Source organism: Pseudoalteromonas sp. NZS100_1, from assembly GCF_015864285.1.
GTDB classification, from domain to species: Bacteria; Pseudomonadota; Gammaproteobacteria; order Enterobacterales; family Alteromonadaceae; genus Pseudoalteromonas; species Pseudoalteromonas arctica.
In genome coordinates this window covers 15,293-37,170 of the sequence record NZ_JADYXN010000021.1, presented here as the reverse complement: position 1 = coordinate 37,170, position 21,878 = coordinate 15,293, and the positions used below count along the sequence as shown (strand labels likewise).

General features: G+C 38.4%; 20 protein-coding genes and 1 other RNA gene. 11 read left to right on the top strand and 10 right to left on the bottom strand.

The features are described 5' to 3' along the window. Positions 1-4: 4 nt before the first annotated feature. Positions 5-865: a Tim44 domain-containing protein gene (locus I6F66_RS14180; RefSeq protein ID WP_165729171.1), complete on the top strand. Its 861-nt coding sequence runs from the start codon at positions 5-7 to the stop codon at positions 863-865. A 48-nt stretch (positions 866-913) separates the two neighbouring features. Here the strand turns inward: I6F66_RS14180 and ggt are convergent, their stop codons facing one another. Together ggt and I6F66_RS14170 are read right to left on the bottom strand one after the other, a co-directional pair. After that, positions 914-2,587, bottom strand: a complete 1,674-nt coding sequence (ggt, locus tag I6F66_RS14175; RefSeq protein WP_197209387.1) for a gamma-glutamyltransferase — start codon at positions 2,585-2,587, stop codon at positions 914-916. Between the two features lie 92 nt (positions 2,588-2,679). After that, a complete protein-coding gene (locus I6F66_RS14170) occupies positions 2,680-3,222 on the bottom strand; it encodes a GNAT family N-acetyltransferase (RefSeq protein WP_165741614.1) in 543 nt (180 codons plus the stop codon). Positions 3,223-3,273: 51 nt separating this feature from the next. Here I6F66_RS14170 and I6F66_RS14165 point away from each other — a divergent pair, with 51 nt between their 5' ends. Then, positions 3,274-3,639: a hypothetical protein gene (locus tag I6F66_RS14165; protein WP_008169794.1), complete on the top strand. Its 366-nt coding sequence runs from the start codon at positions 3,274-3,276 to the stop codon at positions 3,637-3,639. Between the two features lie 103 nt (positions 3,640-3,742). Here the strand turns inward: I6F66_RS14165 and fabB are convergent, their stop codons facing one another. Then, positions 3,743-4,954 (bottom strand): beta-ketoacyl-ACP synthase I, encoded by a 1,212-nt coding sequence (gene fabB, locus I6F66_RS14160; protein ID WP_007582000.1) that lies wholly within the window; start codon positions 4,952-4,954, stop codon positions 3,743-3,745. Between the two features lie 178 nt (positions 4,955-5,132). Between fabB and mnmC the strand changes: the two genes are divergently transcribed. The 3 genes from mnmC (at position 5,133) to I6F66_RS14145 (ending at position 8,352) form a co-directional block, all read left to right on the top strand. Further along, a complete protein-coding gene (gene mnmC, locus I6F66_RS14155) occupies positions 5,133-7,142 on the top strand; it encodes a bifunctional tRNA (5-methylaminomethyl-2-thiouridine)(34)-methyltransferase MnmD/FAD-dependent 5-carboxymethylaminomethyl-2-thiouridine(34) oxidoreductase MnmC (protein ID WP_197160041.1) in 2,010 nt (669 codons plus the stop codon). Positions 7,143-7,209: 67 nt separating this feature from the next. Next, positions 7,210-7,533: a hypothetical protein gene (locus I6F66_RS14150; RefSeq protein WP_197209386.1), complete on the top strand. Its 324-nt coding sequence runs from the start codon at positions 7,210-7,212 to the stop codon at positions 7,531-7,533. A gap of 183 nt (positions 7,534-7,716) precedes the next feature. Next, the gene (locus I6F66_RS14145) at positions 7,717-8,352 is read left to right on the top strand and encodes an NAD(P)-binding oxidoreductase (RefSeq protein ID WP_007581997.1); all 636 of its coding nucleotides are present in this window, start codon (positions 7,717-7,719) and stop codon (positions 8,350-8,352) included. Positions 8,353-8,531: 179 nt separating this feature from the next. On the opposite strand, the gene I6F66_RS14140 is transcribed toward I6F66_RS14145, so the two are convergent. Continuing rightward, positions 8,532-9,290: a sulfite exporter TauE/SafE family protein gene (locus I6F66_RS14140; RefSeq protein WP_197209385.1), complete on the bottom strand. Its 759-nt coding sequence runs from the start codon at positions 9,288-9,290 to the stop codon at positions 8,532-8,534. Between the two features lie 185 nt (positions 9,291-9,475). On the opposite strand from I6F66_RS14140, the gene I6F66_RS14135 reads away from it, so the two are divergent. The 3 genes from I6F66_RS14135 to I6F66_RS14125 all read left to right on the top strand — a co-directional run bounded on the left by I6F66_RS14135 (position 9,476) and on the right by I6F66_RS14125 (position 12,060). Continuing rightward, positions 9,476-10,480 (top strand): YHYH protein, encoded by a 1,005-nt coding sequence (locus I6F66_RS14135; RefSeq protein ID WP_165721353.1) that lies wholly within the window; start codon positions 9,476-9,478, stop codon positions 10,478-10,480. A 35-nt stretch (positions 10,481-10,515) separates the two neighbouring features. Continuing rightward, positions 10,516-10,812, top strand: a complete 297-nt coding sequence (locus I6F66_RS14130; protein ID WP_007581994.1) for a hypothetical protein — start codon at positions 10,516-10,518, stop codon at positions 10,810-10,812. A gap of 156 nt (positions 10,813-10,968) precedes the next feature. Further along, positions 10,969-12,060: a hypothetical protein gene (locus I6F66_RS14125; protein ID WP_368668198.1), complete on the top strand. Its 1,092-nt coding sequence runs from the start codon at positions 10,969-10,971 to the stop codon at positions 12,058-12,060. A gap of 247 nt (positions 12,061-12,307) precedes the next feature. Here I6F66_RS14125 and I6F66_RS14120 read toward each other — a convergent pair whose 3' ends face one another. The 3 genes from I6F66_RS14120 to ssrA form a co-directional block, all read right to left on the bottom strand. After that, positions 12,308-12,682, bottom strand: coding sequence for a hypothetical protein (locus tag I6F66_RS14120; protein WP_197176735.1), 375 nt, complete (start codon positions 12,680-12,682; stop codon positions 12,308-12,310). A 970-nt stretch (positions 12,683-13,652) separates the two neighbouring features. Next, positions 13,653-13,928, bottom strand: a complete 276-nt coding sequence (locus tag I6F66_RS22570) for an inovirus-type Gp2 protein (protein WP_231611882.1) — start codon at positions 13,926-13,928, stop codon at positions 13,653-13,655. 267 nt (positions 13,929-14,195) lie between these two features. Beyond that, positions 14,196-14,552, bottom strand: a transfer-messenger RNA (tmRNA) gene (gene ssrA, locus I6F66_RS14110). 263 nt (positions 14,553-14,815) lie between these two features. Here ssrA and I6F66_RS14105 point away from each other — a divergent pair. Beyond that, on the top strand, positions 14,816-16,441 hold the full coding sequence (locus I6F66_RS14105) for a DUF342 domain-containing protein (RefSeq protein WP_197209383.1): 1,626 nt from the start codon (positions 14,816-14,818) through the stop codon (positions 16,439-16,441). Here I6F66_RS14105 and rnt read toward each other — a convergent pair. Beyond that, positions 16,425-17,129, bottom strand: coding sequence for a ribonuclease T (rnt, locus tag I6F66_RS14100; RefSeq protein ID WP_197209382.1), 705 nt, complete (start codon positions 17,127-17,129; stop codon positions 16,425-16,427). The genes I6F66_RS14105 and rnt overlap by 17 nt on opposite strands. Positions 17,130-17,331: 202 nt before the next feature. On the opposite strand from rnt, the gene I6F66_RS14095 reads away from it, so the two are divergent. Then, positions 17,332-18,210, top strand: coding sequence for an OmpA family protein (locus tag I6F66_RS14095; RefSeq protein WP_007581990.1), 879 nt, complete (start codon positions 17,332-17,334; stop codon positions 18,208-18,210). A 5-nt stretch (positions 18,211-18,215) separates the two neighbouring features. Here the strand turns inward: I6F66_RS14095 and I6F66_RS14090 are convergent, their stop codons facing one another. Then, the gene (locus I6F66_RS14090; protein WP_166376786.1) at positions 18,216-19,109 is read right to left on the bottom strand and encodes a DMT family transporter; all 894 of its coding nucleotides are present in this window, start codon (positions 19,107-19,109) and stop codon (positions 18,216-18,218) included. Between the two features lie 216 nt (positions 19,110-19,325). On the opposite strand from I6F66_RS14090, the gene I6F66_RS14085 reads away from it, so the two are divergent. Beyond that, positions 19,326-20,528 (top strand): aromatic amino acid transport family protein, encoded by a 1,203-nt coding sequence (locus I6F66_RS14085; protein WP_197209381.1) that lies wholly within the window; start codon positions 19,326-19,328, stop codon positions 20,526-20,528. A gap of 80 nt (positions 20,529-20,608) precedes the next feature. On the opposite strand, the gene I6F66_RS14080 is transcribed toward I6F66_RS14085, so the two are convergent. Then, positions 20,609-21,799 (bottom strand): amino acid aminotransferase, encoded by a 1,191-nt coding sequence (locus I6F66_RS14080; protein WP_010554636.1) that lies wholly within the window; start codon positions 21,797-21,799, stop codon positions 20,609-20,611. Positions 21,800-21,878: the final 79 nt, after the last annotated feature.

The window sequence follows — 21,878 nt, the reverse complement described above, 5'->3', positions numbered from 1 at the left end:
TTTCATGAAGAACATCATCGTTATTTTTTCATTATTGGCATTATTATGTACTGCCAGTTTTGATGCACACGCACGTAAAAAGTTTGGCAGTAGCAAACGTGGACAAACTCCTGCAACACAACAAACAGCACAAAAACAAAAAGCAGATACAACACCCCCAACAGCAGCACCTAAAGCCACATCAAATAAAAAAGGCATTATGGCTGGCGTTTTGGGTGGTCTTTTAGCGGGTGGCTTAATTGCAGCAATGTTAGGCGACGATTTTGAAGGTTTTCAGCTATTAGAAATGATTTTATTAGCTGGCGGACTATTTATTTTATTTAAGCTAGTAACAGGCTTTTTACGTGCTAATCGTGCCCCACAACTTGCAAATGCCAGTGCAGGTACAAGTGCTCAGCAAAATGCTTTTAAACAAGCACCTATCGAGCAACCAACAAGTACAGGCTTTGCTAACAGCGCCCCACAAGATGAAAGTGTCCCTTTTAATTTACCACCTAACTTTGACGTTAATGGCTTTTTGCAAGGTGCCCGTAGTCATTACCATACACTACAAACTGCATGGAATAATGCTGATTACACCACAATGGCTGAATACTTAAGCCCTGCACTTGTTGCCGAATTTAAAGCTGAGCGTGAAGCTATACAGAGTGTAGACACTGAAGTAATGTTTATTGATGCCGAACTTGTGCGTGCAGATACAAATGCGCAATCGTGGCAGGTTAGTGTTCGCTTTAAAGGTAAGTACCGTGATTTAGGCGATAAAAAAGAACAGCCTATTTTAGAAATTTGGCACTTAGAGCGTCTAATTTCAGACGATGCTCCATGGCTAATAGTGGGTGTTGAAGATTTAATTGATACTCAATAAGCTTTTATTATTTTAAACACCGCGCTTTTTAGCGCGGTGTTTTTTTATTTAAAAAACAATTGATTTACCGCGCCCTGATGCTTCAGAAGCAGCATCTAATTGCCCATTTTTATTAATAATAACGTGTAAGTCACCAAAGTGTCTCTCGTCTATGGTGTAACCCATTTTTGTAAGCTCTGCTTTTACGCTATCGGTTAAACCAATGTGCGTTCTAATTATATTTTTAGGCCACAATTGATGATGAAAACGAGGACTATTTACAACCTGCTCTGCACTCATATCAAACTCTATCGCATTTAAGATAGATTCGTACACAGAGCTAATAATGGTTGTGCCACCAGGCGAACCTGTCACCATTTTAACGGTGTTGTCTTTAAGTAGTATTGTAGGCGTCATAGAACTCAACATACGCTTGTGTGGCTGTATTTCATTAGCTTTACCGCCTATTGCACCAAACACATTCATAACGCCTGGTTTGGCGCTAAAATCGTCCATTTCATCATTTAAAATAAATCCCGCACCTTCAACAACGACACCGCTACCAAACCCTAAGTTTATTGTGGTGGTATTTGCTACAGCGTTACCCATTTTATCAACGATTGAAAAGTGCGTAGTTTGCTCACTTTCTTTAAGGCCCGGTTTAATATTTTCGGTAGTCGAGATAGCGGTTAACGAAATGCCATTACTGCGCTCTTTGAGGTAGTTAATATTAGTTAACGCGTTTACTGGTACATCAAAAAAATCAGGATCGCCTAAATACTCTGCTCTATCTGCAAATACACGTTTACCTATTTCAGAAAGTAAGTGCACATACTGAGTCGAGTTATGCGCTAAGCCTGCATTTGGTTTTTGTAACTCATACATTTTGAGCCACTGTAAAATAGCAATACCACCTGAACTTGGCGGTGGCGAAGTAAGTACTTCATAACCATTCCAACTAGCTTTAATAGGCGCACGTGATTTAGCGGTATAATTTTTTAAATCATCTTGATTAATAATACCACCATGCTGGTGCATAAATTTAGCAATAATATTTGCAGTCTCGCCTTTATAAAATCCATCTTGGCCGTTATCACGAATACGCTTTAGCGTTGCCGCTAGCTCGGGTTGCTTAAAGACTTTATTGGCTTTTACATCAGCAAAATATTTTTCAAAGTTTACATTTATTTTTTGCTCTTTTAGATGGGCTATATAATGGCTAACACCTTTTGCTAACTTAGGCGGAACTACAAACCCTTGCTCAGCCAACGTTACAGCAGGCTGTACTAGTGTTTCCCACTTTAAAGTGCCATGCTTTTGATGAGCAAGCCACATACCCGCTACACTGCCAGGTACACCGCTTGCGTGAATGCCATATATTGATTTGTTTGCAATAACATTACCTTGCTCATCTAAATACATATCACGATGAGCCGCTGTTGGTGCTGTCTCGCGATAATCTATAAAATCGCCTTTACCATCTTTTTGAATAAGCATAAATCCCCCGCCGCCAATATTTCCGGCTTCAGGAAGCGTCACTGCAAGTACAAATTGTGCCGTAATAGCCGCATCAACAGCATTACCGCCTTGCTCTAATATACTTTTAGCAGCATCGGCACTGAACGAGTCTGGCATTGCGACCGCGCTTTGCGCTAAAGGCTGCGCCAAAACACTAAAAGTAGTGAACTGTAAAACCAGTACACTTTTGACGATTAATTTACGTGGTGAAAAAAACAATCCCATACAACATCCTTAATTTATTATTTTTGTTGCCCATATTAATGCACGTCACTTAAGGACAGGTCAATCTTTATACTGTTGATATTTAATCATCTTCAAACGTTTTTTGAATAAAGCACCGCAGGTAAGTCGCCTTGCTCATCTGTATGTGTATAATTTTTTATAAATTGCAGACCTAGCTTTTTCATTATATTTATAGAGGCCGTATTATCTTTTAGTGCCGTTGCACTTATCGCCTTAACGTCATCTTGCTTAATGAGTTCATCACATAATGCTAAAGCCGCCTCGGTTGCATAACCATGCCCCCAACTCGCTTGTTTAAAGCGCCAACCTATTTCAATATCGCTGTAATTTGGTGCATCACTAAAGAAATCCATAGGTCTTATTAATACCCAGCCAATAAATGTACTGGTTTGCTTTAGAGTGATACTCCACAGCCCCCAGCCTTTTAGCTCATTTCTATATGCGAGCATACGAGGCACTCCCTCATTTTTTATTTGTTCTAAAGAGGTAGGTACACCTCGCGTTAAATACTGCATTACGGCGGGGTTTTGGTCGAGTTCAAATAATTGAGGCCAATCGTGCTCACTCATTAATTTAAAATTTAATCGTTTTGTTACGGGGGCGTTCATTTTCATTGTTGTATAGTCTGCCTCGAATTAATTATCAGTCTCTAAAGGAGATAGCACATGAATAAATTAGCAGGTTTAGCTTTATTAGGCACTTTAATTACATTAACTGGTTGTGAAGATGCCAACGAAGTAAAAGAAGATGCAAAAGATAAAAGCGCACAAATGCAAGAAAAGCTTGGTGATGCATGGAACGACGTTAAAGAGACAACTAACGATCTTAAAAATGATGAGTCTTTAAACGAGCTATTAGAGCAAAGTAAAACAATGGGCTTAGACATGTACGACGACGGCAAAGAGATTGCGGTTGATGCATGGATTAAAAGCAAAGAAGCTGCTGGCGAGTTAACTGAAAAAACTAAGCAGAAAGCGCAAGAAATTGCTGACGAAATTGAGCAAGCGCGTAAAGAACATAACGAAGGTTAATTTAACTTTCGATAATAAAAAAGGAAAGCCTCGGCTTTCCTTTTTTGTTTTAAGCTATTTAGCCCTGATATGTGTTTACATATTTAGGGCTTATAAGCTCAAATTAACCTTTGTACTTACTCATAACTAAAGTCGCGTTTGTGCCACCAAAGCCAAAGCTATTAGACATTACAGTATTTAACTCAACATCACGACGCTCAGTAATAATATCCAAACCTGCCGCTTGCTCATCTAGCTCATCAATATTAATTGAAGGCGCTACAAAGCTATGCTCTAGCATTAATAATGAGAAAATAGCTTCGTGAACACCCGCAGCACCTAGGGCATGACCTGTCATTGCTTTAGTTGCGCTGATCATTGGTGACTTACCACCAAACACTTCTTGAATCGCACCAAGCTCTTTAACGTCGCCTACTGGTGTAGATGTACCATGTGTGTTTAAGTAATCAATGCTATCTACATCTTGCATAGCTTGGCGCATACAACGTGCAGCACCTTCGCCAGATGGAGCAACCATGTCGTAGCCATCTGATGTTGCACCGTAGCCAACAATTTCAGCGTAAATGTGCGCGCCACGTGCAAGTGCATGTTCAAGTTCTTCAACTACAACAATACCGCCGCCGCCAGATATAACAAAACCATCGCGATTTGCATCGTATGTACGAGACGCTTTTTCTGGTGTTTCGTTGTACTTAGTAGAAAGTGCGCCCATAGCGTCAAATTCCATTGCCAATGTCCAGTGTAGTTCTTCACCGCCACCAGCAAATACAACATCTTGCTTACCTAATTGAATTTGTTCTACTGCATTACCAATACAATGCGCAGATGTTGCACATGCAGAGCTAATTGAGTAGTTAACACCTTTAATTTTAAAGGGTGTTGCTAAACAAGCAGATGTAGTGCTCGCCATAGTACGTGGAACCATATAAGGCCCTACACGTTTTACGCCTTTTTCACGTAAAATATCAGCAGCTTCTACCTGCCATTTAGACGAACCACCGCCAGAGCCAACAATAATACCCGTGCGCTCATTTGATACTTGGTCGTCAGACAAACCTGAGTCTTCAATTGCTTGAGTCATCGAAATATAAGAATATGCAGCAGCATCGCCCATAAAGCGCATTGCTTTGCGGTCAACATGTGCTTTAACGTCAATATCAATTTTACCCGATACGTTACTACGTAACTTATAATCGGCAAATTCTTGGTTAAAAGCGATGCCGCTTTTGCCCGTTTTTAACGATTCTAATACTTCTTCTTTGTTGTTACCAATGCTTGATACAACACCGATACCTGTAATTACAGCTCTTCTCATGGGTAATTCCCTTAGCTTAATACTTAATTGCATTCTATTTTACGCGAATTTAATCACCTAAGTGGTCAGCTTTCTAGCGTACACTTGTACTCTGAACTGCTAGCTTATAAATAACGCCAGACTATTACAAAGAAAACCCGTAAAATAATTAAAAATATATCTATAAATTTAAAAAATTATGATTAAGAACGCACATAGTCACATTAATAATTTAGGTACACCTTTGACTAATGACTCCGGTGATATTTATTTTTCTAATGACGATGGCTTAGCTCAATCGCATTATGTGTACTATGAGCAAAATAATATAGATGTACGATTACAAAATCATGACCAATCACATTTTGTTATTGCCGAAACCGGTTTTGGCACCGGTTTAAACTTTTTAAATACGTGGCAACGCTTTAAAGACCACCTTGAGCGGATGCAAGTTCAAAATGAATGTGAAAAAAGCGTAAAACGCCTACACTATATTTCGTTTGAAAAGTATCCCTTAACATTAACAGACTTAAAACAAGCATTAACCGCTTGGCCTACCTTAAGTTATTTTACTGAGCAATTAACAGTAAACTACCCAATTAATTTAGAAGGATGCCACCGGCTCGAATTTAATAATGGCAATGTTGTTCTCGATTTATACTTTGGTGATGCGCTTGAATCAATACAAGCAATGAGCTACCCGCAAACAGGAATTGTTGATGCTTGGTATTTAAATGGGCTTGAGCCAAGTGAAAATCCTGATATGTGGCAGCAAAGTTTATTTAACTCCATGGCTGATATAACAAGAGCTAATGCAACCTTATCGACTTTTACTGCCGCTGACTTTGTTCAACGAGGATTAATAGAGGCTGGCTTTAGCATTAAAAAAGCCAAAGATTTTAATCAAAAAGAAAATATGCTTATTGGCCAACTTAAACATGTTAATAGCGCTCAATCAACCCCCGCTTATTTTAATCAAGATAGCAGTACTTTAAAAAATGTAGCGGTCATTGGCGGTGGTATTGCCAGTAGCTGTATTTTATACAGCTTGGCTAAACGAGGCATAACCAGCCAATTATTCTGCCAAGATAAAAAGCCTGCAATGGGGGCATCGCACAATGTGCAAGGCGCTATTTACCCTCACCTACAAGCTAAAAACTCGCCGCACAGCGAATTGTTTGCACATAGCTTTTTATACGCCAAACGTTTGTATAACCAGTTGCTCAATAACGGCTTTAGTTTTGATTACGATTGGTGCGGCGTATTACAGCATGCAGTAAAAAAGCCTCTCGCCGATAAACATCAAAACTTAGCACAAAAACAACTGTGGCCAACCCAGCTAATGCATAACGTAACCGCAGAGCAAGGCGACAAAATAGCAGGAGTAACAACAGGTTATTCAGGCGTATTTTTTGAACAAGGCGGCTGGGTTAATCCACCGCAATTAGTAAGCGCTATGCTAAAGGCTGCAAATAGCATAAACCCATTTAAAAGCGTGTTTAACTGCGATATAAAACAGCTTAAAAAAACTGAAAGCGGTTGGTTTTTATTAACGAATGATGAGCAGCTAGGCCCGTTTAGCGATGTAATTATTTGTGCAGGTGAGCACAGCGATTCATTTGAGCAAACAAAAGCGCTACCTATAGTAGGCGTACGCGGTCAGGTTTCACATATTGAGGCAAGTGAGCAATCACGCAAACTTAAAACAGTGCTATGCCATAAAGGGTATTTTACGCCGGCTTATTTAGATCATCACTGTATGGGTGCCACGTTTGAAAAAAACACTAAAAGCCGCCAAGTTACAGCGCTCGACAACCAATTAAACCAAGAGCAACTACTTAGCTTTTATCAGCAAAGTGAATTTGCCTCCACCCTTGGCAATATAAACTCGGCAAAAGCGGCTGTTCGCTGCACATTTATAGATCACCTACCAATGGCTGGGCAATGGTGCGAGCAAAGTGATTATACAATGGCTTTTGCTAATCTACGTTTAGGTAAACGCTACCAATATGAGCAACTTAATAAACCACAACAAGGTCTGCATATTTTTACCGGTTTTGGTGCACGCGCTTTATGCAGCGCACCGCTAAGTGCAGACCACCTCGTAAGTTGTTTAAATAACGAACCCCGCCCATTAAGCGAACGTGTAAGCCAAGCTATTCACCCCGCCCGGTTTATAGTGCGAGACTTAATTCGTAATAAAATTTAAATGACATTGGTGCTTATTGAGGTAAAATAAGTACCAATAAAAGGAATTTATTACTCAAAGGACTCTAATGAAAACTTTAGCATTTTTAATAATATTGCTATGCACTCAATCGTTTAACGTACTCAGCCAAAACGTCACTGAAATCCCACTTCCTGAAGAGTTTGTTACAACGATGGACGTAGCAAGCGAATACCCAATGGTACGTACTGGTTATTTAACCGATTCAATTTCTGATATCACTCGCTTTTATCAGCAAAAATTAGGTGAACCTTTAAAAAAAAATGGCAATAGTACATATCGCACTTTGTTTTATAATTACCAAGAACGTAAAGTCCGTATTAGTCTATACCGCCGTAGTTATGTGACCGAAGTGAGTATAATGGTTGAATAAAAAGGTCTAAAAAAACACACCAAAAGCAGCTAATTTTAATACTCAGTTAAGTATCGCACTTTAATTAAAGTATTTTTTGAAATTAGCTCATTTAAACTCTTTTTTACCCTTTAAAAATAATCCCCTACCCCAAGGTCTGTTTGTAAGCACATTACTTTTACTATTTATTGGAAGGAGTTAATTATGAGTAAGACCCTAATTATTGGCGCAAGCGGACAAATAGGTAAAATGACAACTGAGCTACTTTTAGAAAATGAGCAAAATGTTGTGGCATTAGTGCGTGACAAAAATAAGTTAAGCGATTTAAACAGCTCTTTTTTAACTATTGTTGAGCAAGATCTTGAAGGCGATTTTGGTGATGCAATGAAAGGCTGTGACCAAGTGATTTTTGCTGCTGGTTCTGGTGGAAGTACAGGCGATGATAAAACTGTACTCATTGATTTATGGGCTGCAACAAAAGCAGCTACATTCGCTAAAGAGCACGGCGTTAATCACTTTATTATGGTCAGTTCGATTGGTGCTGACGATCCAGATTCGATTCAAGGTGATTTAAAACCTTACTTAGTTGCTAAGCATATGGCTGACGAGCACCTAATAAACAGTGGTTTAAATTATACCATTGTTCGCCCTGGTACATTGACTGACGATAGTGCTTCAATGCAAGTAACTACGCAGCAACCAAGTGATCGTTCAGAAGCTAAAATTAGCCGCGAAAACGTAGCCAATGCATTATTACATATTGCGACCAACTCATTTATTAGTAACCGCATTTTTAAGTTGTTTGATGGCGACAAGCCAATTAAAGCCGCTGTTAAATAAGCTTTAATACCAATTTAATTAAACGTATGAACAATTATTACAAAGAATATGTAATTCATCGATAAGGCAAAAAATTACAGTGTAGTCGCTCTATATCAGTAACTTTTTGGCGCAATGAATTATTTAATCCTCTTAAATAATTTATGTTTAATAAAATTAAATTTACTCCACTAAGCAAATTAGTGGAGTAATATTTTTATACCTTGCCAACCAAGTTGTAGCGTTAATAACGTTAAAACTATCCTAAAAATATGCTTAAATTTATCCCCAGACATCCTTTTAAGTAATTTAATTCCGAACCAAGTTCCTACAGCGCCACTTATTACCATGGCAATTACAAGCGGTATCCATTGCCAAAAACTAAAGCCAACAGCGCCATAAATTATCGCTTTTAATAAATGCTGCACACTCATAATGCTCGAAAACGTTGCCGTAAATTTTAACTTTTCGTAATTATTTATATATAAACAGCTACCAACTAATGGGCCACTTGCCCCCACAAACATAGAAATAAAAGTAGTTATTCCACCGGCGACCATACGCCACACCTTAGAGGTTAATTTTATAGGTGGCGTTTTACCCCACAGTAAATAAATAACAAAAATAGCGACCACTAACTTCATAGCATCAAGCGATATATCATCAATAACAAAACTTGATAACCCCGCCCCTACTAAGCCGCCTAACACAAAATATACAAACATGCTTTTATCAATATGCTTAAAGCTGAGTAAAAACCTATTTGCATTAGAGCCAAGCTGTACTAAACCATGCACAGGCACAACAACTGCCATTGGCATAAACGACGCCATAACTACCAGCAGCATTAACCCGCCACCAGCACCAAATGCAGCAGATATAAAAGAAGTAAAGCCAGCGGTGATCATTAACAATAAAAACAAAAATAAAGACATGCTGTCGGGAAATAAAAAGTCCATAAAACTCCACTGCCTATTTAAGTACTTTTAAGTCGCAGTATTTTAAACAATAAAAGGTACTAAACGCATTTATAGCAACTTTATCAGCTTCTATCTCGAGCTATGTACTATGTTGCGTTGTTTTTGCACTTTGTTTGCACATTTAACAAATATTATACATTCAACTTCATTACCGGATATTTTTGATGAGAAGATTTAACACACCAATTTTGACACCGCTTGCAGTGTGTATACTTTCACTGGGTTTAGCTGCCTGTAACGGTAGCGATGCTGAAAGTACAGTTGTAACTGAAACAACCACCGATGAGGGAACTACAACAGATACTTCAACCGATTTTGTTGTAGAAGTCGACCCTTTTAACTTTGAAAGCGATGCGCTCATTTCATCAATTACCACTCAAACATGTACGCTAAGTAATGGTGATGAAGCCTCATGCTACAAAATTGATATTGCAGGTGCGCCTTCAAATTACGAGATTGGTGTATTTTGCCCTCAAAATATCACCTCAACAGCAGACGAAGCCGGTATTTGGTTTGATGGCACCGGTGAGGTTTACGATATAACCGGAGACTTTATTTTAAATCTACCTACATTATATAACGATAGTCATTGGCAGCTATACGACGAAGGTACAGGCCTTGTAAATGTAACCGACACACAAGAATCGTGTGATGGCGCTGCACGCCCAAACGTAGAGGAACAATACCAAAACCACTGCGTAGAATGCTCTATTGATTATGTTGATGGCGGTATATCAGAATCATTTTTAATTCCTATAACGCCTGTTGCAACCACTCAAAATAGCAGTATTGGTAACGCCAATGTAGGTGTTGCTCTCAATGGTGTTGTACTTGCTGCACCCGCGCCTGTTGAGGCTATTTTAGGCGCATACACTATTGCAGCCTTTGATGATTGCGCTGGCCATATTAACTTAGTAGCAGGCTATCACTACCACGGTGAAGCAGGTTGTAGCCAAACACAAATTCAATCAGACGGTCATGCCGCCATGATGGGTTATGCACTCGATGGATTTGGTATATTTGGCATGCTTAACGAAGATGGATTAGAACCCACTGATTTAGACGAATGTAGAGGCCACACCGACGATACACGCGGTTACCACTACCATGCAGCCGATGTATCTGAAAACATGTTTATTGGTTGTTTTAAAGGTGCTACCGCAAGATAACTCGCATTCTGGCCAAATAATTAACTGAGATACTAATGAAAATATTTAACGTGATAAAAGCACTAACCACTGGCTTTTTACTTGCTGCCTCATGCTCAGCGCTAAGCCATGCAGGCCACGGTTCAAACGCGCCTTGGGAAGCATGTGAAGCAAAAGCCATTAATGAAGATTGCAGCTACACAAGCCATGATAAAAAAGCGACAGGCACATGCCAAGCAATGAACAAAGTACTTATGTGCGTTCGAAATAAACCACTTGAAACATTAATAGACAAAGCAACCCAACCAGCAAGTGATCAAAAGCAATCTGTAAAATCACTCGCTAAACGATAAAGTAACAGCTACACGCCAAAGCCTTAACGCTGTTTGTTAGGGCTTTTTTAATCGCAAATCATTAGAAAGCATACCCTTTATCTGTTAAGTTAGCTTTGTGTATTAAATAATAAAAATAAAATTCCAAAAATGGAATTACACAAGCAAGGTACTAACGTGAGCGCTACATTTAAAATTGTTTTTAATGGTCAGTTATATCAAAATACTGACCTTACCTCTGCCCAAGAACAACTCAGCCAACTTCTTAATATTCCTCATAATATTGTTATTCAGTTATTTGATGGAAAAGCTTACGCTTTAAAAAAAGACTTATCGAGTATTGATGCTGTTAAAACAGAATCCTCACTTAAAAAGCTAGGTTTGATTACTAAAGTAGAACCTCAACTCATTACTGTAATCTCTCAATCTCAAAATAATCAAATAGCACTCACTGAGCACAGTAAAAATACAGATAAACACATTAGTGAAAGTACTAACGACAAAAGTACCTCAATACAAAACGAACGCCTAGATACAGACGAAGCCCCAAATACAGCTGCAGCTATTAAGCAAAGTTATAATAAATATAAACTACTGCGTAACACTTTAAAAAGCGCATTGTACTTTTGCTATTGCGCACTTTGTATTATTACCTTAGTAGGTGTAGTGATCAGTGTTAATGCACTTAAAAACAACTTTGACACTCTAAATAACACAACTACAAACAACTTAAGTTACCAAAACTATAAACAATATTTGATTGATCAAAATAGCCTAAATCAACCAACACAAAAAGTAACAAACGAGCGAACAGCTAACCCTACACAGCAAAAAAGTAATGAGTACTTTAGTCGCTTTTCATCACTAATAAATAGCTACGCGCAAAGTACAGGACAAGCTGATATAAAAACGATGGGGGGTGATAAATTACAACAGCACCTACAAGAAATAGACGACCTAGGCCCTAAAAATGAATTTTGGCAGCAACTGATACAACTTTCAAAAAGCTTAGATAACGATAAGCACGCAATAGGGATGCTAAACAATACTGATCCCGCCAAAGTACAATGGATAAACGCGGTAGATTGGATCAGCCAAAGCTATATTAGGCAACATCAAAACTCGCAAACTACAAACAACTCTCCTGTCACCACCGATGAGCCAAGTAACCCCATACTTAACCTAACGTTGTTAATAAGTATGCTGTCGTTATTTAGCCTGTTTGTGATTGCAATAAAAATGAAGCTACGCGCTATAAGATATTCTTAAACTTTATTTTATAAATTCCATAAAAAAACCCGCAAATTTGGATTAACAAATTTGCGGGTTTCTTATGGTTTTCGAATAACGAGTTCAAAAACCTTTATTGGTGGGCTGGGGTCATCTGAATTGAGAACGTAAGACTATGTTTATATTTAATTAATTAAAGTTATAATGCCATAGGTGTTACTTAATGTGTTACATAAAGATTTTGCTACTATATAAATGTACTTCCACAAAATCATTTATTCTAATCTTAGTTTAACTCAGTTTTAAAATTCAAAACCTTGTTTGAAGTGGACTCCATAGTACATTGAGCATGGTAACTTTTATTATTCACCTTATAGGATATAGCTCCAAAAGTAGGTGTCAGTCGAACAACCTCATACTCGTCTAGCTTAATGCTGTGGTGCTTCTCAATATGTTTGACGCAAAACAACTTTGTTCCATTAGATTTAAAGTTTGCCTGAAGCTTGTCATTGGACTCACTCACTCTTTGCTGTTCGACTAACGAATCTAAATATATTTCTTCTGCTGTTCGCTCATCAGTGGCGTTAATATAATATTTATTTAAGAGTAATAAGCAGACACCAGCCGCTATCATTGTAAGAAATGTCCCTATGTATTTCATAGCTTCCCTATATTTATTCTATCGTGTGTAAGTATAAGCCCAAAAAATGATTAATGATGGCTTAAATTGAAAGTAATTTGCTTATTTGTATCTCGGCCAGTATCCAATACCTTTTTTCAAGCTCCTGTAACACAGCCTTATCATATTCAAATTTTACCCAATGTTTATTTTTTGGTTTTGGGAAATATTGAGCCGATTCGGTTAGATTGTTAACATTAACTAAATTCCCCCAAATAGAGCTTCTAAGCTTCCTAATCCGTCTGGCTAACCTATCTTGCTTTCTTTCACTTTGGCTAGCGTAGTTCAAATTTAAACAATTTCGACACGCAAAGCCATTTTTAAAAATGTATAGATGTTGTTTTTTGTTTTGGCAGAATGGGCAGGTTATGTAAAGTTTAGTGCTTACGCTCTTACACAGGTCAATAAAGCTATTTCAAGATTATCATTTTCTCTTTCAAATGTGGCATATCTAATACCTTCGATATACTGCTTTAATTCAAAATGTTTAAAGCTTGTAGTAATGCCTTCGCCATCAAGTTGATATGTGCCTAGATCAGGGTTAATAAATTTTTAAAAGCTTTTGCGGGTAATTTATAAAGCTCACTGGTATACCTTAAATGCCTTAAATGAAAACCTTTAGCCATAATAATCTCAATAGTTACGCTTTGTTTAATTATACTTCGTTTTTTATTGTACGAAAAACAGGTGAAAAAATTTAATTATCGTAAAGTAGCTTGTCACTTATTGTCTTTTACAGAGTACTATGAATTTTATTCGTTTTTGATCTTTATTCGACTAGTGCCATAATCTTTAGTCTGCGGTGGGCGGCAACCTTTCCCCCTTGCTTTAGCTAAGTATAAAATACGCCACACAGCTTGTTGAATAGAGTTATCGCACTCACGCTTTAAATTATAATAACAACGCTTAGGGGTGTGTTCAGAGCCTTGTAAATTGGTTTCCCATACGTCTTTCACTTTAATAAATATATCGTGAGGATATGGCGTAATTTGTGGCCATCTAACATGAGCGCATAATGATAATGTTGCTGTGTTGCGGTTTCCATTTCACGACACCAAATAAAGCCAATACGTTTAAGGTCATATTTGCGTTTTAACCATTTGAACAAAATACGATTAAATTTGCTCACAATCTCATTTTTATCGGTGTATTTATATAATCGGAGATCAAAACGAATTAAATGTACTTTGCTATGGTGGCTTAGCATAGCGTTTACTTGTTCAATCATTTGTTCTCCCATGAGTGAATGGGGTCAAATCTGGACTTCACACATCAAGGTCATCAACACCTGCTTATAGCACCAAACAGACGATCAAGTTATTTTATATCTTACAAAGATAGCTAATTTTAAGCTGTCATTTAAACCATATTGAAACGCCTGAGCTATATAGTAAAACATTAACTCAAATCTCATCCATAAAAAAACCCGCAAATTTGGATTAACAAATTTGCGGGTTTCTTATGGTTTTCGAATAACGATTTCAAAAACCTTTATTGGTGGAGCTGGGGGGATTTGAACCCCCGTCCGAAAAGCCTCGACCGTCGGTACTACATGTTTAGTATTGTCATTTAATTAACCTTTAAGTCCCGGACAAACACGGTAAATAAAGGCGAGGCCGCTTAGTTTTAGCGCTTCAACCCCGGCCAGGGTTTCCGTCGCGATCAGGTGTTAGGGTGACACTCCAAAATCCAGTCCACAAGAATACATGGAAGGAGCGCTAGCCAGCCTAAGCTGCTAGAGAGTAGTTATCGTCGTTTGCGATTACTTTAGGTTGCGGCTGTTTAACGAGGCAAACCGCACCTCGACATGCACCTTGGGCTTCTTGAATTCCGTCGAATCCTAATCAGCCCCTGAATTAGTAACTCAATTCAGAGCGTGCAAACAGTATAACTGAGTAAAGTACTGATACTCAAGGCCTAGTAACGCTTTATTTTAATTGCATGTGCCAATCGCGCATTAAGTAACCAAAATTTAGTTTATGCAAGCCTATATAAACATTTACTTAACAATGTGTTTAACCTGTGTTCAAATGAGGAGTTAAGGTTTTTGCTATTTCTAAACCTTTAGTTGTAAAAAATAAAAATAATAACAGGCATAGAGTAGGGAATTAATAAATGTCGGTTTTTTCATTTGATAAAAGTACTGGGTTTGTCTCTTTAGAAAGTCACCCTATTGATAGTGGTTTTCCTGTTACAAGTACTCAGTTAACGCAAATGCTAGAGCAATCTGAGTTTAGTGAGTACGAAGCTGTCATTGCCAATATTGGAAAGCTTTTTGCGCCAACTAAAAATCATCAGGAAGTATCGCTTGTCGTTGCTAGAGCTGTAGGTGCGTCGCTTATCATTAATATTGATGAAAAAAACATGGTCGCAGAAGCAACATTAACTACCGCTAAAGGTGGCGCACTTTTGTCTATGGAAGGCGCGCAAAAAGCACTTGCTGATGCAGGTGTTAAAAAAGGAATAAGTCCTCGTGCGCTTGATACCTTTTTGGGCCAGCAGTTTGAGCAACCAGCAGGAAGCTCTTACAGTGCCATAATTGCACATGGGCGCAATCCAAAAGAAGGCAGCGATGCCAAATTTGTACGTTTATGCTCAACAGCTCAAGACCGAGTACTTAGCCCACAAGCTAAAGAAGGCGGTAAGGTTGATATGAAAAACCTTGGCGCTATTATCACCGTAAAACCTGGCACTCCCTTAATGCAGCGTATTGCAGCTACACCTGGAGAAGAAGGCTATACGGTATTTGGCGATTCAATTAGTGCAAAACCAGGTAAAGATCACCAACTCCAGCCTTTCGAAGGTACAAAAGTAGATCCTAATAATCCTAATATGCTTATTGCCGACTGCAAAGGTGTGCCCGTTGCCCTACCCCGTGGTATGCGTGTAGATGACGTTTTATGCTTTGATAACGTAGATGTAAGTACAGGCCATGTTGATTTTGATGGTAGCGTAATTATTACTGGTGATATTAAAGACGGCATGCGTGTAAAAGCCAACGGTGATATTACGGTACTTGGTTTTGTAGAATCAGGAACTGTTGAAAGTAAAAGTGCGGTAACCATAATGCTTGGCGCAATTGGCCGAAAACGTGAAGGCGAGGAAGCATTTACGTGCTGTATAACCGCTCAGCGAACTATTTCGATTGGTTATGCCCAGTACTGCAACATTAAATCCGAACAAGATTTATTTATTGAACGCCAAGCTCTGCATTGTGATTTAAGTGCTAGGCGATTAATACGTGTAGGCAAAGCAAATGACCCGCGAGGTAAAATTATTGGCGGTAATATTTTAGATGCTATGCGCATTGAAACGGGTGAACTAGGCGCGCCAGCCGGTACTAAAACACGCGTATTTTTAGCGCAGCTCTGGTTTGAGCTTCGCCAAAAGCAAATACAAATCACCGATTTTGAAAAAGTACTTGCGACTAAAGTAACCGCTTTACAACAGGCTCGTGAAAAAGCGAGTAAAATTGCGGGGGCTGCTCAGCGCCAGCAATTCATGAATAAAATAACTGAAAATGAAAAGCATATAAAAATACGCTCTGCGCATATTCATCGTCAAAAACTACTTATTAAGCAAAAAATAGTGCAATTACTTGCCAGTAGCCGTTTAAAAGTAAATGAATTAATGCACCCTGGTGTGGAGCTTAAAATAGCGAAAGATTCTAAACAATTTTCGCGTATTTATCCGCCCCACCTAGTTAAGCTAACTGAGGGTAAAATTACTCAGACGTTTTAGTTTCTTCGTCATTTTTTGTTTCAACTTCAGCATCAGCATCAGCATCAGCATCATCTAGTGGCGCTAATGGCCAACCACCTAATTGCTGCCAGCGGTTTACTATTAAACAATAAAGCTCAGCTGTACGTTCTGTGTCGTAAAGTGCTGAGTGCGCTTGGCTGTTATCAAACTCTATACCAGCCGCTCTACATGCTTTTGCTAATACAGTTTGCCCTAACGCTAAACCCGCTAAAGATGTTGTATCAAAGCTTACGAACGGGTGAAATGGCGTACGCTTAATGTTATTACGCTCTATTGCTGCATTTAAAAAGCCATGATCGAATGCGGCATTATGCGCCACAATAACTGAGCGTTGGCACCCAGCAGCCTTTTGCGCTTTGCGTACTACTTTACATATTTCTTTAATTACTTCATCTTCAGGTACTGCGCCACGTAATGGTGAAAACGGGTCTATACCGTTAAAGTCGATGGCTGCTTGTTCTATATTAGCGCCTTCGAATGGCTGAACATGAAAATGAACAGTATGATCTATGCTGAGCAGTCCTTCGTCATCCATTTTTAAAACAGAGGCTGCTATTTCTAGCAAGGCATCTGTTTCTTTGTTAAAACCTGCAGTTTCAACATCAATAACAACAGGAAAAAATCCACGAAAGCGTTTTGCGAAAGGTGTTTGCTCAGTATTTGCCATAGTCTTCTTTGTTTATACGTGTAAGCTGACTATTATGTCAAAATTGATGCCCCCTAGGCTAGGGGATTTAAGTATTTATTGCTTTAAAATTGTAGGCACATAACTTGCTTTAACTTATAAGTTAGTTACGTAGAGAACAAACTAATCATTGCAGTCGTTAATTTGCCAAATTATTGGCATTCCCGGATAGCTGGAGAGCACCATGAAGTATAAGTTGTTATTTATTAGCCTTAGTATAAGTGCGGTGCTTTACAGTACTCACTCGCAAGCTGCTATGCGCCAATACACAGCAACCCAAGACAACTCCAACTGGGAAGTCGTTAAAACAACGCGCTTACAATGCCAATTAAATCATGAAGTTCCTTATTACGGCGAAGCTATTTTTAAAGCTTCAGCAAGTAAAAATAAAAACTTAACATTTAATTTAGATATGGTTGTACGCCCAGATAACTACGCAATTGCAGGTTTAAAAGCAGTGCCACCTACATGGCGTGCAGGATTGCCCGCTCGCGATATTGCAAACATGAAATTACTTAAAAAGTTTGATGGCGAGCTAGGCAATAAAACCGCATGGGAAATGCTTACAGAGCTTGAAAAAGGCTACTACCCTACTTTTTATTATCAAGATTGGCAAAACAGTGCCGATAAAATTGCCGTTGGTATATCGAGCGTAAACTTTAAACAAGCTTACTGGGCTTTTTTACAGTGCCGCGATGAACTACTCCCTTACAGCTTTGAAGATATTTCGTTTACTGTAATGAACTATCAATCTAACAGCAGTAAATTAACTAAATCGTCGCAACAACGTCTTGATAAAATTGCTGAGTATTTAAAAAATGATGCAAGCATAGAGTCCATTAGTATTGACTCATACACTGATAGCTATGGCGGACGCTGGAATAACTTAGATTTATCGCGCAAGCGCGCCAAAACTATAAAAGATTATATGGTGAGCTTGGGTGTTGATGAAGCCAAAGTACAAACAACCGGTTTGGGCGAAAAACGCTTTGTTGATAATAACGATAACATTTTAAGCCGAGACAAAAACCGTCGTTTAATTATTCAAATAGAAAAAATGTAGTAAAGCTAATTTGCGCTTACTTTACTGCGTTTTAAAAACTTATCACCAAATTGAAAAAAGCCCAGACTAATTAAAATAATAACCGCACCAATTATTAACTCTTGGCTTAATGACTCATTATTTAGCCAAGCTCCCAAGCCTAACGCAAAGCTAGGAGTTATAAGTGTAGTAAGTGATACCGTGCTTGCATTAAGGTTTTGCAGCACATGAAAATACGCCAAAGCCCCTACTAAAGATCCAAATATTCCTAGATAACCAATAGCCCACAATGATTTTGCACTCCAGTTTTGTATATGCAACTCACCATCTAATAACCACCAAGCAATAAAAAAGAGTGGGGTTACAAAAACTAAGGCACCAAATGTTGTTGCCATAGGATGAATCGCAATCTGTACACGCTTGATCATCACACCACTTAAACTAAAAAAGCAGACAGCCATAAACACATAAAGCAACCCAAGTCCTTGAGTTTGCGAGTTTTGTACTTGGTTATAACTAACAAAATATAAGCCAATTAAGGCGCACGCTAACGCAACTAATTTAATCGGGCTAAATTTAGGTTCATTTAATAATTGCTGAGCAAGTAACCCCGACAAAATAGGTGCAAGGCCAAACATAAGCGAAATAATACCCGAAGGGACTGTTTTAGCTGCCATATAGCTCAACAACATACCGCCAAAAATACCTATACTCGAATAAAAATAAAGTAAGCACGCATTTTTGCTCCAAGGTACTCTAATGTTTGTTATGGCAACAATTAAACCACCTAAAAACAACCCCACCAGCATACGCATTAATACAGCAAGCGTTGGCGATACTGTTTCACTGCTCCACACAATCCCTAGAGGTGTAGTAGACCAAATGAGAACCATAAAAAAATACGATGCTTTTACCGGCACATGCCAATCCTTAGCGTTTTATAACGCAATCCAACGTACATAAAATTATACCCTCACCACCCTATTTTAATACTTTTAAATGCATACAAGTCCTTAATAAATACAGTTGTAAATTGTAAGTTACATTTTAATAATGCTCTTTTATTACAAAACTATTTGAGATTTGAGTAACTAGTTATATGGTGCATCAATATTAATAATAATTAAGGTAATTAAGTGCTTAAAAATAAAACAACTGGAAGCATGTTAATTGTTGCAGGCACCACTATTGGTGCGGGTATGTTGGCATTGCCAATTGCATCTGCCGGGCTTGGGTTTAGTACTGCACTTGCATTAATAATTGCTAGCTGGTTACTAATGACCTACACCGCACTACTCATGTTAGAGCTACACCAATATGCACCACGCGATGCAACATTAAATACATTGGCTAAATTATGGCTTGGAAAGCGCGGACAATACATCGCGAATTTTTCGATGATTTTTTTATTTTATGCTTTATGCGCTGCTTATATTGCAGGTGGTGGTGCACAACTTCAAGCGCGTATAAATATAGGCTTTGATGTAGATATAGCCCCACAGTTTGGCTCTGTGATCCTCGCTGTTATTATTGCAAGTGTGGTAACACTAGGCACTAGCAAGGTAGATAAACTAAATAGAGTGTTATTTACAATAAAAATTATTGTATTAGCTAGTTTGTTTTACATGCTTACCCCTTATGTACAAGGTAAGCACTTATTAGAGATGCCCGTAGAGCAAGGATTAATCCTTTCGGCTATACCGGTTATATTTACTTCGTTTGGTTTTCATGGCTCTATCCCCTCTATTGTTAAATATGTTGGTGTTGAAATAAAAGTACTGCGCAAAGTAATGATTGCTGGAGCCGCCCTACCTTTAGTCATTTATATTTTTTGGCAACTACTTAGCCAAGGTATTATGAGCCAAGCTGATTTACTCAACAGCCAAGGTCTTAATGGGTTTGTATCTAGCGTGGCAAGTATTGCGCATAACTCAAGTGTGGCAACGGCCGTTAAGTTATTTGCTGATTTAGCACTTGCGACATCATTTTTAGGGGTGAGTTTAGGGTTATTTGATTTTTTTGCTGATGCATTTAAAAAGGGTGACAATAAAACAGACCGAATTAAAACGGCCTTAATTACGTTTATTCCGCCACTTGGCTTTGCATTGTTTTATCCTCAAGGCTTTATTATGGCCTTAGGGTACGCTGCAATAGCACTTGTTGTACTGGCAATATTTTTGCCTGTAGCAATGGTTTATAAACAGCGTACAACATCAAATAAAACAGGCTACCAAGTTAAAAGTGGGAATGTTGGGCTTGGTATAGCAGCTATATGTGGCATAACTATTATTGCTGCGCAGTTTATGCAAATGGCGGGGCTTATTCCTGCTATCGGTTAAAGGTTGCTGCTAATTGTTTAAATTTAGATAATAAAAAACCGCACATCATTATGATGTGCGGTTTTTTATATTAACTGCGTTTATTTACAAACGTCAGCTACAGCATTTGAAAAGTATTCAATATTTGAATGACTAACACCTGCAACATTTACGCGGCTAGAGCCAACTATGTAAATGCCGTATTCTTTTTGTAGGCGAGCAATTTGCTCTTTATTAATACCTAAGAAAGAAAACATACCGTTTTGGCGTTCAATAAATGAGAAGTCTTGAGCAATATCTTTAGTTGCTAAGCTTTCTTTAATTAAGCTACGTAAGCCATTTATACGACTACGCATTTCATCAAGCTCAGAGTGCCACAATTGTGTAAGCTCTGTACTGCTTAAAATAGTATTAACAATGTCAGCACCATGCGCTGGCGGCATTGAGTAAATACTACGTACAACGCTTAGCATTACAGAGTTTGAAATATCTGCTGTTGCGCTGTCTTTTGCAATTAGTGAACATGCACCAATACGCTCGCGGTATAAGCCAAAGTTTTTAGAACATGAAGAACAAATAATTAGCTCTTCTACTGCATCGGCTAAAATACGTAAGCCACGTGCATCTTCTTCAAGTGAGGCACCAAAGCCTTGGTACGCAATATCAACAAGTGGTGTAAAGCCAACTTCTTTTGCCAGTTCGGCAACCGTGTTCCACTGTGTTTCGTTTAAATCCATACCGCTTGGGTTATGACAACATGCATGCAGTAAAACCACATCACCTTTAGGCACTTGTTTAAGTGTGTTGATCATTTCATCAAACAATAAATCTTTATTTTCGTAATCGTAATATGGGTATTCTTTTACTGTTAAGCCTGCAGCTTCAAACAAGCTAATATGGTTAGCCCATGTTGGGTTAGTTACCCAAACAGTCGCGTCTGTATTACAACGCTTAATAAATTCAGCTGCAACACGAAGTGCACCCGTACCACCAGGAGCTTGCGCAGTACGTACGCGGTTAGCTAGTAATACTTGATGCTCACCTAATAGTAACTGCTCCATTTTTTGGCAGTAATCTAAATTACCCGCTAAACCAATGTAAGATTTGCTCATTTCGTTTTCAAGACGAAACGCTTCAGCTTTTTTAACCGCTTTAAGGACCGGTGTATTGCCTTGCTCATCTTTGTAGACACCTACACCTAAATCAATTTTATTAGGGTTTGTATCTTGTTTATAGGCCGCCATAAGGCCAAGAATAGGATCTGTTGGTAATGGTTTTAATACTGAGAACATTGGCTATCTCTTATCGTTATTTAGGGGTTAGCTGTTAAGCTAAGCTTAACATAAAAGCACATCATATTGACTAGCGTTA